Raw genomic sequence first — 16,511 nt, 5'->3', positions numbered from 1 at the left:
AACAGTTGTTTTGCCTATGTCTTCTCAGTCTCTACTGGAAAAGTTACAATTGAATGATGAAAAGAACCTGTTATTGCAGGGCCTGCCACTTTCCATCGAAAAGCAATTCATCAAATTCTCCTTTTCAAAAAACGTTACGCCTTTATTAAAAAGCAAAAAGATAGACTTTGCTTTGATATTCGCTTTCAGCCAGAAACAGCTGCGGGAAATATTAAAGGAAGTGATACCGGCATTGCACCCGGAAGCAAAATTCTGGATCGCTTATCCCAAAGCGTCTTCCAAAATAGCCAGCGACCTTTGCAGGGATGCCAGCTGGGATTTTATAGCCGACCATGGATATGAAACCGTGCGCATGATAGCCGTAGATAATTTATGGAGCGCTGCCCGGTTTAAAAGGCCGGACGAAACTGTAAAAAAAACGCCTTCCTTCTCTACCGTGAACCCGGCACCGGGCGTGGATTATACCAACCGCACCATCGAGATACCACTGGCATTGCAAAAAATGCTGGACAAGAACAGGATCGCGGCCACCTTTTTTGAATCACTTGCGTTTACGCATAAGCGTGAGTACGTGGAATGGATCGTGAGCGCCAAAAAAGAAGAGACCAAGGCCCGCCGCCTGGAAACAACGATGGAAAAATTAACAGCGCAGAAAAAGAATTTTAACGAGAAGTGATCATTTGAAAATTACCGTGCCCAGTTTACGGGTAAGGTCAATTTCCATTTGCTTCAGGTGCTGATGTGTTTGCAGCAGCATCATCTGTTCCTCGGCAGCAACAGATTTTTCAAGGTCGCGCTGGTTCTCATCAATCAACCTTTTTATTTTTTTAAGCTTCAGGTAATTAACCGTGGAGAATACCTCTTCGCGGAACAGGTCATCACGTGTGGGCAGGTGGCCTTCAAAATGTTCTTTCCATTTGGGGCTTATCTCGTAATTAAAATCCATGATGCTTACCACCAGCGAACTCATCTGCAGGTTATCGTGGTATAAAAAATTCTTGGGCGTAGGTTCCAGTCCTTCGTCGTACCAGGCTTTGTAGGTCTGCACCACTTTAACCAGTTCCTTATTATCGATCAGTTCGTCCAATTGGTTCATTTCAATTTCATGAAAAATATAGGCGGCCACTTTTTGTTGCTCATCCCAGTCTTTCAGGCCAAACTCCAGTAAGCTTCTTACCATCGCCCTTTCGTGCATCTCATCTTTATTGAACAATGCAATGGTATCATCTTCCTCGGTAACACGCAGGTTGTCCAGCGCTTCATGCGCTTCTTCGCGGTAGGTCTGGTTCTCGGCCTTGGTAACTTTTTCGCGGATGAATTTATTCACCAGCGCATGCATGCCGCTTTCTTCTATCTTTAAAATTTCCGAACACTTTCTTATATAATCCTGCTGCTTGGTAAAATCTTCCGCTTTGTTGATCCTGGCAATGGTCTCTGCCATCTGGTTCACGATAGCCGATTTTTTATTGCTGTCGTTACCGGCATCTTTTAAAGATATCTCTAGCTGGAACAGGATCACATCTTTTTTATTGTTGGCAATGAATTCGGTAAAAGCGGCAGCGCCCACTTTGTTTACATAACTGTCGGGATCTTCTTTATCAGGAATTAAAACAAGATTTACGTTCAGGCTTTCTTCCAGTGCAAGATCCAACCCACGAAGGGCTGCTTTGATACCGGCATTATCACCATCGTAAATGATAGTAAGATTGTTGGTGTATTTTTTTATCAGCCTTAGCTGGTCGGGTGTTAAGGAAGTACCGCCACTGGCCACTACATTTTCAATACCTGCCTGGTGCAGGCTTACCACATCGGTATAACCTTCCACCAGTAAACATTCATCTGCTTTATCAATGGCCTGCCTTGCAAAATAAGAGCCGTACAGCAGTTTGCTTTTTACATAGATCTCGTTCTCGGGCGTGTTGATATACTTGGGCGCTTTATCATTGCTCTTAATGATCCTGGCGCCAAAGCCCAACACTTTACCGCTTTGGTTGTGTATGGGAAAAATGATCCTGCCGCGGTAATTATCATAAGCATTGCCATCCCTTACAGCCACCAGTCCTGTTTTTTGCAAATACTCCAGGTTGTATTGCTGGGCCAGCGCTTCTTTGGTAAAACTATCCCTTGCTTCGGGATTAAAACCCAACTGGAATTTTTTAATGATATCTTCCCGGAAACCGCGTTGCTTTAAATAACTCAAGGCAATATCCTGTCCGTCTTCGGTATTCAATAAAGCATTGCTGAAAAACTTTTGCGCAAAACTGTTGATGATATATAAACTTTCGGCAACCTGTTGTTGTTGCTTAAATTCGGGGCTGGTTTCTGTTTCTTCTATTTCAACATTGTACTTGGCAGCCAGCCAGCGCAGCGCTTCTACATAGCTGTATTTTTCAGCTTCCATTAAAAAGCTGATGGAATTACCGCTGCGGCCGCAACCAAAACATTTATAGATCTCTTTGGTAGGCGATACAGTGAAGGAAGGCGATTTTTCGTTGTGAAAAGGGCAGAGGCCAAGGTAATTGGTACCCCTTTTTTTCAGCTTCACGAACGAACCCACTATTTCCACAATATCGATGCGGCTGAGTATCTGCTGTATGGTGTTCTGTGTTATCAAGACTGGTTGAAAAAAGAGGGTAAAGTTAAGCATGTTTGCGATAGTGGCAAGGGGAATAGATACAAGCCGCAAGGGGAGAAGCTACAAGGGGAATAGCTGCAGGCTGCAAGGGAGAAGCCCGCAGATGTTAAACTACAATTAATTCTGCTGCAGCTCCCTTGCGGCTACTCCCCTTGAAGCTCTTCCTTATAAACCTTCCTGGTATTTGTAGTACGTAACTAATTGCTTGCTTCTCCCTTGCAGCTCTTCCCCTTGCGGCTTTCAACCTTCAACTTTTAACTATTAACTTTTAACTTGTGGCTTCTTATGGCACGGTTTATGAAAATGTGGTTAAAAATTCATCTGGTAAATAATTAACTAATATCTTTAACACCTAAAAAATTTAATCGAATGAAGAAATACAGTTTTTTAATCGTATTGCTTTTTGTTGCTGCGGGCAGCTTTGCACAAAGCCTGGACGACGTCAACAAAATGATGCTACTGAACCAAACCAAAAAAGCAAAAGACGCACTGGAGAAATTTATGGCCGATCCTAAAAATGCGGGTAAGGCAGATGCCTGGTATTATAAAGGCCGTATCTATAATACTTTATCAAAAGATTCCGGTATAGCTTCGGCAGATGCTTTAAAAATGAAAGGGGATGCGTTTGAAGCCTTTAAAAAATACCAGCAGATGGATGCCAAGGAAATGAATTTTGTGAATGAGAACCATGGCTCTTATTTCGACCTGTACAATGGCTATTTTGATATCGGCGCAAAAGAATTCAATGCCAAAAATTTCAGCCTTTCTTTTGAAGGGTTTAAGAATGCACTGATAGTGGAAGACTATGTAAAAAGCAAAGGGTACGAATACAATGGTTTTAAATTTCCAACATTGGATACTTCGCTTATCATGAACACAGCTATTGCCGCTACGCAGGCTAAGGATGAAGCCTCGGCCATGGCTTATTATAAAAAGCTTACTGATGCCAACCTTAAAGGCGATCAATACCTGACCATTTACCAGGTGCTGGTAGAATATTATATTAAAAAGAACGACGAAGCCAACCTGGCTGCCATATTGGAAAAAGGTAAGACCCTTTATCCTACGGATGATTACTGGACAGAAGTGGAATTGGACAGGGTTTCAAAATCGGGCGATAAAAAAGCGCTGATGGCGAAGTATGAAGAGCTGATGAAGCAGTATCCTGACAAGTATACTTATCCCTACAACTTAAGCGTGGAAATTTATAACATGCTGTACACCGGCGACGATAAGCCTGCTGAAGCAATGGCATTGAAAGATAAACTGACCAACTCTTTAAAAGCTGCTATCAATGTAGATAAAGGCGTGGATGCAAAAATGCTGATGGTGCGCCACCTGTACAACTATGCGTACGACTTCCAGGATTCCTCTAAAAAAATAAAAGGGGTAAAACCGGATGATCTTAAAAAGAAGAACGACCTGAAAGCGCAGTTCCTGAAAAAGATTGACGAATGTATTCCTTATGCAGAAGGTGCGGCTGCTTATTTTGCGGCACAGCCAACATTAAAACCAATCCAGAAAGCCAACTACAAAGATGTATTGGATATGCTGAGCCAGTTTTATGCTGCCAAAGGTGATGTAAAGAAATCGGGTGAGTATGATAAAAAGAAAGCAGAGGTTGATAAGATGTGATCAACACAAAGATGATATCATAAGAAAAGCCACTTCATAAGAAGTGGCTTTTTATTTACGGTTAAATATTTTATTGTCCGCCGCCGCCGCCAGGACCACCAAAACGGAACATCATACCTGGTCCGCCACCATTCTGCATATCCTTCATCGATTTTAATTCAAAGTCTTTCGATATTTCAAATTCCTTGTCAGAAACTTCTTTATCCAAGGTTATCTTGGTCACTTCCACGATCATTTTACGGCCACGGTTCAGTTTCATTTCGTACTGCATAGGAAAGCCGGCAAGATTATCCAGTCCGCTGAGGCCTGTAAGGCGGGCGCCAAAGCCACCAAAGCCGGAAGTGCCGCCGGTGGAAACGAGGCCCTGCAATTTAAAATCGGGGCAATACCAAACAACAGTAGTGTCCTTGTTGCCATTTTTACGGGTGTTGATCACCAATGCTTTTTTACATTGCAAACCTGCAATTTTCTTGCTCTCTTCGGTATAAGCAATATCGCTTGCAGTAACTGTATTGGAACTAAAGTTAAAGTTACCGCCACCATTCTGGCTCCTGCTCTGCATCATACTGTCCAGCTTTTTGGCAGCTGCAGCCTGGTCTTCGTCGGTAGCAACAACACCGGTTTTCTTACCCATCATTTCCATCAAAGTGGTGGTTGTTTTTTTGGCATTATCCCTTAAAGTGGTAATGCGGCTCATTTCGTTCTCGGTATAGGTTTTCACCATATCGCCTTTAAGCGTGGTCACGGTCTTGGTTTCCCCATCGCCGCCAAAGCGGAAGGTGACCCGTTGTTCGCCGCCATCGCCGGAAGGCGGAGGAGGTGGGGCCATATCTTCCGAACCTTCGGGAGATACAGTAGTGGTTTTAGTGGTAATAACAGCCTGTGTTACCACCTTGGTTTGAGCTGTGGCCGCAGTAGCAGCAGCCATACAAAAAAGGGTAATTATTCTTTTCATTATATGATTGTTAGGGGCCAAAAATACGAATAGGTTCGTAACATAACAACAATGGTGCGGCTTTTACAGGATTTTAACATAGCGCTGCTGCCTGCATAGATCTAATAAAAAAGCGGCGTTTTAAAACGCCGCTTTTTAGTATATAATTGGTGAATGTTGTTATAAACTGCAGGAACAATAACTGAACTTCATGCCCCAGTTGCCGCTGCCCATGTTGATCTGTGTGCCGTTACCCCAGCCGGTTTGTTGCTCCACCACCTGGCCGGAAGCGTTTAATTTTACCACTACGCAGTGTGCGGCAACGCAGGCACAACTGCCCGCTGGTATAGCCGATATAGGCACCTGGTAAGTATAGCTGGTAATATTGTTGTGGTTACCGCCATAAGGGAACTGGCCCGGAATAGGATTGCCCGGGTTGTTTACCGGTATGGCAGCGCAATCTCCCACATACAAGTGTGTTTGCTTCATAACCCAACCATCGGTGGTGGAATAAGTAACATAGATATACTGGGCATCGTTGCTTACTGTTACAGTACCTGCATTAATGGTTTGACCGGCAACTAAAGTAACCGTTGTGGCAGGGCAGCTGGTTTCGCCACCACCACCAGGGCCAATGATAAGGCCGGGGTCAGCATTGGTGTCGTTACCCGCATCTTTAGGAGCAGCAGTGGTTGTTTCTTCTGTACTTTTTGGTGTAATAGCTACTTTTTCGCAGGAAAAAAATGAGATAGCTGTAAAAAGCAATACGAATAAGGGTAATAGTTTTTTCATAAGGTTAAATTTTTGATCAGATTAAAAACGGGGTTTTCTTTTGTTTGAAAACGCAGCAGGTAAGCAGATATTGTTATAAAATAAGGCAGGAAAAAAATCGGCGGAAATGCATGTCAATAAGGAGTACAATTACTATTTTTTACTACGTACGATGACCAAGTGAATATACAAAATATGGTAATTAATAATAACCCGTTAAACAAGGAAAGGCGAATTGTTTCCCTTTTGATATGAACTACCTTGTAAGTTGACAGACCCCGGGATCTATAGGTATACATAAAAATCCTTTCTCATCCATCCAACCCGTTTTATCCGTGTTCTCTGTCCCCAAATTTTCCCCATTTTCACCAAAATACTGTGAATAACTCTGCATAACTACTGTCTGCAATCAAAGTTTTCTTACAGGTCATTCCATTATATTTGCCGACTGACTAAAAACAGAATAACGTGCGTTTAAAGAGTTTAGAAATTAAAGGATTTAAAAGTTTTGCCGACAAGACCGTACTCAATTTTGACGAAGGTATCACCGGTGTAATTGGCCCCAATGGTTGCGGTAAAAGCAATATTGTGGACAGTATTCGCTGGGTGATAGGGGAACACAAGATCAGCAACCTGCGTAGTGAGAACCTGGAAAGCCTGGTGTTCAACGGATCGAAGACCCGCAGCGCCAGCGGCCTTGCAGAAGTGAGCCTTACTTTTGAAAATACCAAGAATTTATTACCGACCGAATTCAATACGGTTACTGTAACCCGCAAATATTATAAGAACGGCGAAAGCGAATACCGCCTGAACGATGTAGCCTGCCGCCTGAAAGACATTCACAACCTGTTTATGGATACCGGTGTAAGCACCGACAGTTATGCCATTATTGAACTGGGTATGGTGGATGATATCATTAAGGATAAGGAGAACAGCCGTAGAAAGATGCTGGAACAGGCAGCCGGTATCACCATTTACAAGACCCGTAAAAAAGAAGCCAAATTAAAACTGGATGCTACCGAACAGGATCTTGCACGTATTGAAGATCTGTTGTTCGAGATCAACAACCAGTTAAAGAGCCTGGAAAGCCAGGCAAAGAAGGCGGAGAAATATTTCGAGATCAAGAAAGAATACAAAGAAGTAAGCATAGAACTGGCAAAGGCAGCGCTGGAAGGATTCAATATCACTTACCGCGACCTGAACCAGCAGCAACAGGCCGAAGTGGATAAGAGGATAGAACTGGAAACATCTATCGCAAAGGAAGAAGCGGCGCTGGAAGCAGAAAAACTGGGCTTTATTGAACAGGAAAAAGCATTGCAGCAGATGCAGCATGCTTTTAATGAAATGCTGGACGGCCTACGCAATAAAGAAAGCGAAAAGAACCTGGGTGCACAACGTTTGCAATACCTGAAAGAAAGGGAAAGCAGCCTGAATGACTTTTTACAGAAAGCAGGCGGCCAACTGAAAGGCTTAGACGAAAGCATACAATTTACCAGCCAGCAGATAAAAGATGATGAAGTAAAACTGGCCGAATTTGAAGGCAGGCTGGACGAACTGAAAAATACGGTAGAGGATAAACGAAAAGTATTTGACGAAAAACGCAGCAGCATTGACGGGTTAAGAAGAGAGAACCAGGCCATACAACGCAACCAGTTTGAGGCGGAAAAGAAAGTGGCGGTAGCGGATACTTCTATCCAGAACCTGCAACGCACCATTGCACAGATACAGGAAGAAAAAACACAGCGCCAGCAACAGATACAGCAGCTGGAAGCGGATAAAAAAATAAAAGAAGAAGAGCTGCAGCAGAAGAAGACCGACCTGCAGCAGTTACAGGACCACCACGAGTTTACCAAAGAACAGATATTAAATACCCAGAACTTACTGGAAAGCCTGCGGGTGGAACTGGCAGAAGAGAACAGGAAACTGGACAGTAAGAAGAACGAACACGCTTTATTGAAAAGCCTGATCGATTCAATGGAAGGTTATCCTGAAAGTGTGAAATTTTTACACAACAATGCGGGCTGGAATCATACAGCGTCTTTATTGTCGGACATCATTTATGTAAAAGAAGAATACCGTGCGGCCGTGGAAAATGTGCTGGAACCTTACCTGAATTATTACGTTGTAAATAATTTGGAAGAAGGGTTACAGGCCATTCATTTGCTGGATAATAATAAGAAAGGGAAAGCCAACTTTTTTTTACAGGATAAATTTACCGGTGCAGAAGAACATCACCAGCCAGCGGGTACTATACCAGCACTGAACGTGGTGGAAGTGGATGGTAAATATTCTAACCTTGCCAAACACTTACTGGGCAATGTATTCATTGCCGAAAATGAAGATGCGCTGCGCAACAGCAACGGCGCCGTGGTATTGGAAAAAACGGGTAAATATGTAAAAGGCAAATACTCACTCACCGGTGGTAGCGTAGGATTATTTGAAGGTAAAAAAATTGGCCGTGCAAAGAATTTAGAAAAACTGGTGGACGAGATCAATGCACAGGAAACGGTGGTGAACGATCTGAAAGCTGTGATACAAAGCCGCCACAACGAAGTGATCGCTTTTAACGAACAGCTGAAAGAAAATGCCATCAAGCAAACGCAACAGGATATCAACAACCTTACGAACCTGGTATTTGCTGCGCAGAACAAGATAGAGAATTTACACCACCTGGAAGAGAACAGCACCAAAAGGGTGGATGATCTGCAGGAACAACTGGAGGCCAACCATGATGCTATTGCAAGCACCCGCGATGAGCTGGATAAATTCAATACACAACTGGAAGAGCTGGGCGAAAAGATGCAGTTGATAGAACAGGATTATGCAGCTGCTGAACAGGAATACAGTTTTGCAACAGCGGCCTTTAACGACAGCAACCTGCAGTTTACCAAGCAACAAAGCAAAGTGGTATCGCTAAAGCAGGAGTTTGAATTTAAGAGCAACCAGCTAAAAGACCTGCAAACACAGATAGAAAGCAGTAACGTACAATTAACGGAAGCCGCCAGCAGTATTTCGGATACGGCTGCGTCGCTGGAACAGGTGGAAACATTGCTGGTGACCATGTTGCAGAATAAAGAAGGCGAGGAGCGTAAACTGAATGAAGCAGACCAGGCTTATTATAATTTAAGGAATGCATTGGCTGAAAAAGAAAGTGAACTGCGCCACAAACAAAAATCAAAAGAAGGAATTGATACTTTACTGAATGAAATTAAAGATAAGCTGACAGAATTGAAATTGCAGTTGGCCGGTATGAAGGAAAGATTGAGTGTGGAATTTAAAGTAGACCTGGATGCCATCATTGACGAACCAAGAACAGGTGATACACCACTGGAAGAACTGCAGGAAAAAAATGAAAGGCAGCGCAAGCGCCTGGAAAATATCGGCGAGATCAACCCAACAGCGATAGAAGCTTATACCGAAATGAAAAAGCGATATGAGTTCATCCTGGAGCAAAAGAGTGATTTAGTAACAGCAAAAGAAAGCCTGATGCTGACCATACAGGAAGTGGAAGCAACGGCCAACCAGCAGTTCCTCGACACCTTCAATGCGGTAAGGGATAATTTCCAGAAAGTATTTAAAGCATTGTTCACCGAAGATGATACTGCGGATATGGTATTGGTGGATCCGGAGAATTTAGCAGATACCGGTATCGAGATTGTGGCGAAGCCAAAAGGTAAACGTCCATCATCGATAGGTCAGTTGAGCGGGGGAGAAAAAACGCTCACTGCAACAGCATTGTTATTTGCTATCTACCTGATCAAGCCGGCGCCATTCTGTATACTGGATGAGGTGGATGCGCCGCTGGATGATGCCAACGTGGGCAAGTTCACCAACATGATCAAAAAATTCAGTGAGAACTCGCAGTTCATCATTGTTACGCACAATAAACAAACCATGAGCGCTGTAGATGTTATTTATGGTGTTACCATGCAGGAAGCGGGGGTGAGTAAATTGGTGCCGGTGGATTTCAGGAGTTTGAATTAATTAAACAGATTACACGAATTAAAACGAATTACACTAATTTTAAAAGCCACAGTAAAATGTGGCTTTTTATTTTTATAAAGCTACCGTGATCGGTGTCCCCACCGACCACTGCATCAAAATGAAAAGCACTTTCATATAAAACAGTAAGCCACCGCTAAAAACATTATTCATTATCAATTACTCAATTATCCATTACAAAAAATGCTGCGCACAATACTCCTCCTCACCGTCTCCAACATATTCATGACCTTTGCCTGGTATGGCCATTTAAAAAATACCGGCATGCCCTTGTGGAAAGCCGTGGCCATTAGTTGGGGCATTGCATTTTTTGAATACTGCCTGATGGTGCCTGCCAACCGTGCCGGGTTTACCAATGGCTTCAATGGATTCCAGTTAAAGATCACGCAGGAAGTGATCACGCTGGTGGTGTTTGCAGTGTTTGCTATATTATATTTAAAAGAACCTTTTCACTGGAAATACCTGGTAAGCTTTGCACTGATACTTGGGGCGGTATATTTTGCCTTTAAAAAGTAAGAAGCCATGGTCGGTATCCCACCGAACATGAAGGATGGGTAAGATGTTCATTGGGCTGTTCATCATGGACGAAGATTGCGTTCGGTGGAGACACCGACCACGGAGAAAGATTGCTACAATTGGTGGAGACACCATCACGGGAATCTACTCCGCAACAAACTTTCCATTTGTGATCTTATACTGCCTGCCATGGAGCATGATTTGTTCTCCCTCTTTTACCTGCAGCAGTTGTTCTAAATCTTCATCCGCAGTATGTACCGATCCACCGGTGCTCCTGGCGATCTCAAGATAATCGCTGTTGAGTGCATCATGCACACCGCATAAAATAATATGTACCGGCAGTTGTACCTGTTTCAGCAAAGCCATATCGCTTACGGCAGAACTGTTATCAGCGATCATGATAACAGAAGCGCAATCATTGCAGGAAGCAATGCCTTTGAGCAAAGCTTCGATATTATTTTCGGGGATATTGCCACCATTGCCATTGCTCATGGTTTTATACAACAGTTGTTCCACCACTTCAAATACAGAAGAGTTGGTATTATAAACACCACCGGTATTACCAATGGTTTTCATTTCATCGGCTTTGTTATCGCCATCATTAAAAAATACAAAACGGTTAATGCGCCGTTCCGCTTCATGCAGTTTTAACCAGATAAGCAATTGACCGGAATAAGGAAACATGCTGGCTGTAACATCCGTCACTACCAGCATCCGGTTCCAGTGCATGCGGTCCAGCACTTTTAATACAGTGGAATCGGGTGGGGGATTAAAATATCTTTTGGCTGCAGCGCTGTCAACCGAAGGTTTTACATACACGTATAAAGAATCATAACCAATATAAGCATCTTTTTCCTGTGCAGGAATACCAACATAACGCAGCGCATCTGCAATAGGCAGTTTTAAAACCTCGGTATATTCTTCTATCTCGTACTTAATGCGGATAGTGGAAGTATCGGGCGTAACAAAACCATTCTTTGGTTTTACGGGCAGCTTATCGGCGCCCAGTATTTTTTTCAGTTCTTCCAGGTCAGTAGCAATGGTATGCTCATTTTGCAAAGGACGGAAGTAAATAACAAAACCATGAAACATAAGCTGCGCTGCAACTTTTTCCGCACCATCCATTTGCCGGATCACACGCCATTCAATACTGCTGTCCGATTCAAGATCAGGATAAGCAGCAAATAATTTATGAAGACGGTTGGTATTTAAAGCAATAAGATCATTACCGGCAGGAAAATCAGTAAACACCAGGTCGATAGCGGTAACCTGTACTTCGGAGAGATCGACCCTTACTTCCGGCACCCTGATACCGGGTTTGCCAAATAGAGAAGGAATGCTTTCTGTTGATTCGGTGGCTGTGGGTGTTTTTTTATATGCAGGTTGTTTAATTACATGCGATAAGATAGCATTGATCTTATCCTGCGCAATAACTGCATTACAGCAAAATAAAAATGCTGTAATAAATCCTATGTATATGCTAACTGTAACTTTATTATTGCTATTCGGTGACAAGCGATCTTCAGTATTCATTTTCCACTATTCAGTATCAATTATTCATTACTAATTTTCCGATCTTTCCATTACCTGCAAAAAACACCGCTTTCCCTTTCTTGGCTTTTTTACACACATGAAAACTTTCTTTGCTGATCCAGTTCCATGTTTTACCATTGTCGGTGCTGTAGTCAACGCCATTCAGACCGCAGCTCAGCCAGTTGCTTTTGTTTAAAAATTCCACACAGCTGCGGTAACCATGTGGTGCAACAGCGGGAGTTGTAAAAGTTTTTCCATCATCATTGGTAATGCAGCAATTCTTTACCATAGAGTCTTTGGTATTAAAATCACCACCCACAACAATGATGGTCCTTTTTTTACCCGAGTTTTTCACCGCAATGGAATTGGCGCCGGTGGTTTCGGTGCCCTGTATAATAGGCAATTCAATTTTATTATCGCGGATGAAGAGGCGGGAACGCATACCACCCGTAACAAATACCGCTTCGCTTAATTTTAAAGCGGTAATGTTGGTACCGCTGGATGCAAAGCAGGCTTCGCCCTTATCAACAGCAGGTAATTTATCGTCCGGTATAGCGCTCCATGTTTTACCGCCATCAAAAGTGCGGGCAATAAACATTTTATCATTCAGCGGATCGCCGATCACAATACCGCTCTGTTCATTCCAGAAATACATGGCATCTAAGAACATACCTTTTGTTTTATTCTCGTACACCAGGTTCCAGGTAGTGCCCCCATCCGTGGTCTTTAAAATATAAGCAGGGTCGGTAATGCCCATGATCACGGCCGTATTGGCATCAAAAGCCTCAATATCACGAAAGTCGATTTTTTCATAACCCTTTACGGTCATCCAGGTCCAGGTAGTGCCGCCATCAATGCTTTTGCCAACGGTGCCGCTGCTGCCGCTAACCCATACTATTTTATCGCTTACCACACTCAATCCACGCATAGAAACTTTTTTATCCGACACCAGCACCTGCACTTTTTGTGCAGCAGCAATGCCCATAAAAAAAACGCTACCTAAAAGAACCAGTATCCTTTTCATAAAAAATTATAAGAGTGAATTATCATTATTGCTGATCACATCCAGGCCATCGAGGTATTGTTTGGAGATGGCTTGTTTTTTACGGATGGCACGGCGGGATAAATAAATGGCCACAATAAAAGAGCCCAATGCGCCGGCCAGGTGCAGCAGGTTATTGCTTAAAAATAAAAAGAAATCAAAAGTGCCGTGAAAAACAATGGCCCATAAAAGCCCCATCAGTAAATAGCGGCCCCGCTTTGCAGTATTGAATTTGGCCAGCCCCACATGATAGCCCATCAGCACACCAAAAGTGGCATGAGCAGGTACCGATAAGAACATACGGGTAACACCTACTGCAATGCCATGCTCGTACACATAGCCAATATTTTCCAGCGTGGCAAAGCCCATACTCACGATAACCGAATACACAATACCATCAAAAGGATCGTCAAAAGCCTTGCGGCGGAAGCAAAAAAAACGCACCACTAAAAATTTACTCAGTTCCTCGCTGCAGGCCACCACGCCAAACGAAAACACAGCGATATAGGCCGGTGTATTTTCCACCATATACATTTTAAGCAGGTCGGTAAACCCCACTTCGGAGATGAGTGCGGGAACAATGCTCAGGGCGCCTAAAATAAAACTTACCAGTATCAGCCACAGCGGCTCTTTATTATATTTGTCCTTTGCATAAATAAATAAACAAATGGCAATACCGGGAGCAACAGCCAGCGCTAATAAGCCCATAGAGGGAATGGTTTTTTAGTTACTTTTGAACAAGTTAAAATAAATTTACGATTAGCCAAAAAATTGCCATTACATGAGTTATAATTATCTTCCTTTAGATAAGACCCCTTTGAATTTTCAGCAGGTAAAAAACCTGCTTGCATTTGATCAACTGGTATCCATCACCTTCGACGCACACCATCGCATTACCGAATGCCGCAGCTATTTAGATAAAAAACTGGCCGACGCCGATGCATTGTTTTACGGCATCAATACCGGCTTTGGCTATTTGCAGAATGTAAAGATAGATGCCACACAACTGCAGCAGCTGCAAAGCAACCTGATACAATCGCATGCCTGCGGCCTGGGCGAAGAAGTGCCGCTGGAGATCATTAAACTGATGGTGATGCTGAAAATAAAATCGCTGAGCTATGGCCATAGCGGTGTGCAGATAGATACGGTAAAAAGATTGATGGAAATGTACAATGCAGGTGTGTTCCCGGTAATTTATACACAGGGATCACTCGGCGCTTCCGGCGACCTGGCGCCCTTATCGCATTTAAGTTTACCATTGATAGGAATGGGTGAGGTATGGCACGAAGGAAAAAAATATCCTGCAGCGGAAATACTCAAAAAATTCGATTGGCAGCCCATACAATTACAAAGCAAAGAAGGGCTGGCATTGATCAACGGTACACAGTTCATGAGCGCTTATGGCATGCATAATTTATTAACGGCCGAACGCTTATTAAAATGGGCCGACATCATCGCTGCCATCTCCTTCGATGCATTTGACTGCACCACCGAACCGCTGCACCCCAATATACATTCTATCCGCAGCCATAAAGGGCAGGTGGATACGGCAGCAGCTATCAGCAATATCTTACAAGGCAGCGCCATCGCCGCACAAAAAAAGCAGCAGGTGCAGGATCCTTACAGCTTCCGCTGCATACCGCAGGTGCATGGCGCCAGCAAAGACAGTTTTGATCATGTATTAAGTGTATTCATCAAAGAGATCAATTCGGTAACCGATAATCCCAATATTTTTCCTGATGATGATCTGATAGTAAGTGGCGGTAATTTTCACGGGCAGCCGTTGGCGTTATGTTTAGATTTTTTAACCATCGCCATGAGCGAAATTGCCAATATCAGCGAAAGAAGAACCTACCAGCTCATCAGCGGGCAGCGTAACCTGCCTTTGTTTTTGGTAAAAGATGCCGGCCTCAACAGCGGCTTTATGATACCGCAATACACTGCCGCGGGCATTGTAAGTGAGAACAAACAATTGTGTACGCCTTCATCGGTAGATAGTATCTCATCTTCCAACAACCAGGAAGACCATGTAAGCATGGGCGCCAATGCTGCCACCAAATGCAAGCGGGTAATGGATAATGTAGAAAAAGTACTGGCCATTGAATTATTAACTGCCGTGCAGGCTTTGGAATTCCGCCGGCCATTAAAAAGTTCTGCTGTAATAGAAGCAATTGTTACTGCTTTCAGAAAAGAAATATCTTTTAATGATGCAGACAGGATATTGCACAATGATATGATAAAAGCTATAGGTTTTATAAAACAGTTACCTTAAAATAAACCGCAGAGAAAAGGAGAAAATGAGACCTCGCAGAGATGCTCTGCGTAAACTCTTTATCTCCTTTTCTCTGCGGTAAAGAAAAAAAATCTTACAAATGAAAAAACATTGCTTAACGATCCTGCTGCTCTGTATCATCCACAACAGCTTTTCCCAAAACATCTGGCCCGCCACCAAGGCCAATGCCTGGTATGCTCAACAACCCTGGCTGGTAGGCGCCGATTTTTTGCCCAGCACTGCCATCAATCAATTAGAAATGTGGCAGGCCGAAACCTTTGATGCCCCCACCATTGATAAAGAACTGGGCTGGGCGCAGGGCATTGGTATGAATGTAATGCGGGTGTACCTGCACGACCTGGCATGGAAAGCTGATACCGCAGGTTTTAAAAAAAGAATGGATCAGTTCTTAGGCATTGCTGCAAAGCATAAAATAAAAATACTCTTCTGCATACTGGATGATTGCTGGAACCCCGATGCAAAAATCGGTAAACAACCCGAGCCCAAACCCGGCGTACACAATTCGGGCTGGGTGAGGAGCCCATCGCAGGCGGTGCACAACGACCCCACCCAATGGGGCTACCTGGAGCAATATGTAAAAGACATACTCACCACCTTTAAAAATGATAAACGCATACTGATGTGGGACCTGTACAACGAACCGGATAACAGCGGGTACGGGTTAACGTCACTACCACTGCTGAAAAAAATGTATGAATGGGCCTGGGCTGTACGACCATCGCAACCATTAACGAGCGGTGTATGGACGATGGACTACCCTGAAGTAAATAAATACCAGCTGGAACATGCAGATGTGATCACCTTTCACAATTACGATGATACATCAAATATGAAACAGGCCATCGACTCATTAAAAAAGATCGGCCGCCCATTGATCTGCACCGAATACATGGCCAGGAAGAATAACAGTAAATTTGAAACGCATTTGCCCATATTGAAACGCTACCATGTAGGCGCCATCAACTGGGGCCTGGTAAGTGGAAAAAGCAATACCATTTTTCCCTGGGGCAGCAAAGAAGGCAGCCCCGAACCAACACCCTGGTTTCATGATGTGTTTCATAAAGACGGCACACCATACGATACAAAAGAAACAGACCTGATAAAAAAACTGACCGGCAGAAAATAATATGCCCGCAGATTACGCTTATTT

General features: G+C 43.5%; 12 protein-coding genes. 6 read left to right on the top strand and 6 right to left on the bottom strand.

Features of this window, described 5'->3' with window-relative positions; translation table 11 throughout:
- Positions 1–16: 16 nt before the first annotated feature.
- Positions 17–676: a YdeI/OmpD-associated family protein gene (locus QM738_RS22815; protein WP_462279076.1), complete on the top strand. Its 660-nt coding sequence runs from the start codon at positions 17–19 to the stop codon at positions 674–676.
- Here QM738_RS22815 and dnaG read toward each other — a convergent pair whose 3' ends face one another.
- Complete coding sequence (gene dnaG, locus QM738_RS22810) at positions 677–2,614, bottom strand: DNA primase (RefSeq protein WP_462279075.1); 1,938 nt, start codon at positions 2,612–2,614, stop codon at positions 677–679. It abuts the gene before it with no gap.
- A 390-nt stretch (positions 2,615–3,004) separates the two neighbouring features.
- Here dnaG and QM738_RS22805 point away from each other — a divergent pair, with 390 nt between their 5' ends.
- Positions 3,005–4,270: a tetratricopeptide repeat protein gene (locus QM738_RS22805; RefSeq protein WP_462279074.1), complete on the top strand. Its 1,266-nt coding sequence runs from the start codon at positions 3,005–3,007 to the stop codon at positions 4,268–4,270.
- Between the two features lie 70 nt (positions 4,271–4,340).
- On the opposite strand, the gene QM738_RS22800 is transcribed toward QM738_RS22805, so the two are convergent.
- Positions 4,341–5,225: a hypothetical protein gene (locus QM738_RS22800; RefSeq protein WP_462279073.1), complete on the bottom strand. Its 885-nt coding sequence runs from the start codon at positions 5,223–5,225 to the stop codon at positions 4,341–4,343.
- A 159-nt stretch (positions 5,226–5,384) separates the two neighbouring features.
- Positions 5,385–5,996, bottom strand: a complete 612-nt coding sequence (locus QM738_RS22795) for a hypothetical protein (RefSeq protein WP_462279072.1) — start codon at positions 5,994–5,996, stop codon at positions 5,385–5,387.
- 447 nt (positions 5,997–6,443) lie between these two features.
- Between QM738_RS22795 and smc the strand changes: the two genes are divergently transcribed.
- Positions 6,444–9,959, top strand: a complete 3,516-nt coding sequence (smc, locus tag QM738_RS22790) for a chromosome segregation protein SMC (RefSeq protein WP_462279071.1) — start codon at positions 6,444–6,446, stop codon at positions 9,957–9,959.
- Between the two features lie 201 nt (positions 9,960–10,160).
- Positions 10,161–10,493 carry a DMT family protein gene (locus QM738_RS22785; RefSeq protein WP_462279070.1) on the top strand — a complete coding sequence of 111 codons (333 nt, stop codon included), beginning with the start codon at positions 10,161–10,163 and terminating at the stop codon, positions 10,491–10,493.
- Positions 10,494–10,637: 144 nt separating this feature from the next.
- Here QM738_RS22785 and QM738_RS22780 read toward each other — a convergent pair whose 3' ends face one another.
- Genes QM738_RS22780 through QM738_RS22770 form a run of 3 tightly spaced genes read right to left on the bottom strand, consistent with a single transcriptional unit; the run spans position 10,638 to position 13,776 of the window.
- Positions 10,638–12,026: a hypothetical protein gene (locus tag QM738_RS22780; protein WP_462279069.1), complete on the bottom strand. Its 1,389-nt coding sequence runs from the start codon at positions 12,024–12,026 to the stop codon at positions 10,638–10,640.
- Positions 12,027–12,042: 16 nt separating this feature from the next.
- Positions 12,043–13,050 carry a WD40/YVTN/BNR-like repeat-containing protein gene (locus QM738_RS22775; protein WP_462279068.1) on the bottom strand — a complete coding sequence of 336 codons (1,008 nt, stop codon included), beginning with the start codon at positions 13,048–13,050 and terminating at the stop codon, positions 12,043–12,045.
- Positions 13,051–13,056: 6 nt separating this feature from the next.
- Positions 13,057–13,776: a PrsW family glutamic-type intramembrane protease gene (locus tag QM738_RS22770; protein WP_462279067.1), complete on the bottom strand. Its 720-nt coding sequence runs from the start codon at positions 13,774–13,776 to the stop codon at positions 13,057–13,059.
- A 73-nt stretch (positions 13,777–13,849) separates the two neighbouring features.
- Between QM738_RS22770 and hutH the strand changes: the two genes are divergently transcribed.
- Together hutH and QM738_RS22760 are read left to right on the top strand one after the other, a co-directional pair.
- The gene (hutH, locus tag QM738_RS22765) at positions 13,850–15,340 is read left to right on the top strand and encodes a histidine ammonia-lyase (protein WP_462279066.1); all 1,491 of its coding nucleotides are present in this window, start codon (positions 13,850–13,852) and stop codon (positions 15,338–15,340) included.
- Between the two features lie 100 nt (positions 15,341–15,440).
- A complete protein-coding gene (locus QM738_RS22760) occupies positions 15,441–16,487 on the top strand; it encodes a glycoside hydrolase family 2 TIM barrel-domain containing protein (RefSeq protein ID WP_462279065.1) in 1,047 nt (348 codons plus the stop codon).
- Positions 16,488–16,511: the final 24 nt, after the last annotated feature.

It is taken from the genome of Ferruginibacter sp. (assembly GCF_049840995.1).
Lineage (GTDB): Bacteria > Bacteroidota > Bacteroidia > Chitinophagales > Chitinophagaceae > Ferruginibacter.
This window is presented reverse-complemented; position numbering and strand designations above follow the sequence as displayed.

What these genes read in the sequence shown, in the direction of transcription:
- QM738_RS22815 (WP_462279076.1), top strand. Translation starts at nt 17, where the DNA reads ATGTCTTCTCAGTCTCTACTGGAAAAGTTACAATTGAATGATGAAAAG.
- QM738_RS22805 (WP_462279074.1), top strand. Translation starts at nt 3,005, where the DNA reads ATGAAGAAATACAGTTTTTTAATCGTATTGCTTTTTGTTGCTGCGGGC.
- QM738_RS22800 (WP_462279073.1), bottom strand. Translation starts at nt 5,225, where the DNA reads ATGAAAAGAATAATTACCCTTTTTTGTATGGCTGCTGCTACTGCGGCC.
- QM738_RS22795 (WP_462279072.1), bottom strand. Translation starts at nt 5,996, where the DNA reads ATGAAAAAACTATTACCCTTATTCGTATTGCTTTTTACAGCTATCTCA.
- QM738_RS22785 (WP_462279070.1), top strand. Translation starts at nt 10,161, where the DNA reads ATGCTGCGCACAATACTCCTCCTCACCGTCTCCAACATATTCATGACC.
- QM738_RS22780 (WP_462279069.1), bottom strand. Translation starts at nt 12,026, where the DNA reads ATGAATACTGAAGATCGCTTGTCACCGAATAGCAATAATAAAGTTACA.
- QM738_RS22775 (WP_462279068.1), bottom strand. Translation starts at nt 13,050, where the DNA reads ATGAAAAGGATACTGGTTCTTTTAGGTAGCGTTTTTTTTATGGGCATT.
- QM738_RS22770 (WP_462279067.1), bottom strand. Translation starts at nt 13,776, where the DNA reads ATGGGCTTATTAGCGCTGGCTGTTGCTCCCGGTATTGCCATTTGTTTA.
- hutH (WP_462279066.1), top strand. Translation starts at nt 13,850, where the DNA reads ATGAGTTATAATTATCTTCCTTTAGATAAGACCCCTTTGAATTTTCAG.
- QM738_RS22760 (WP_462279065.1), top strand. Translation starts at nt 15,441, where the DNA reads ATGAAAAAACATTGCTTAACGATCCTGCTGCTCTGTATCATCCACAAC.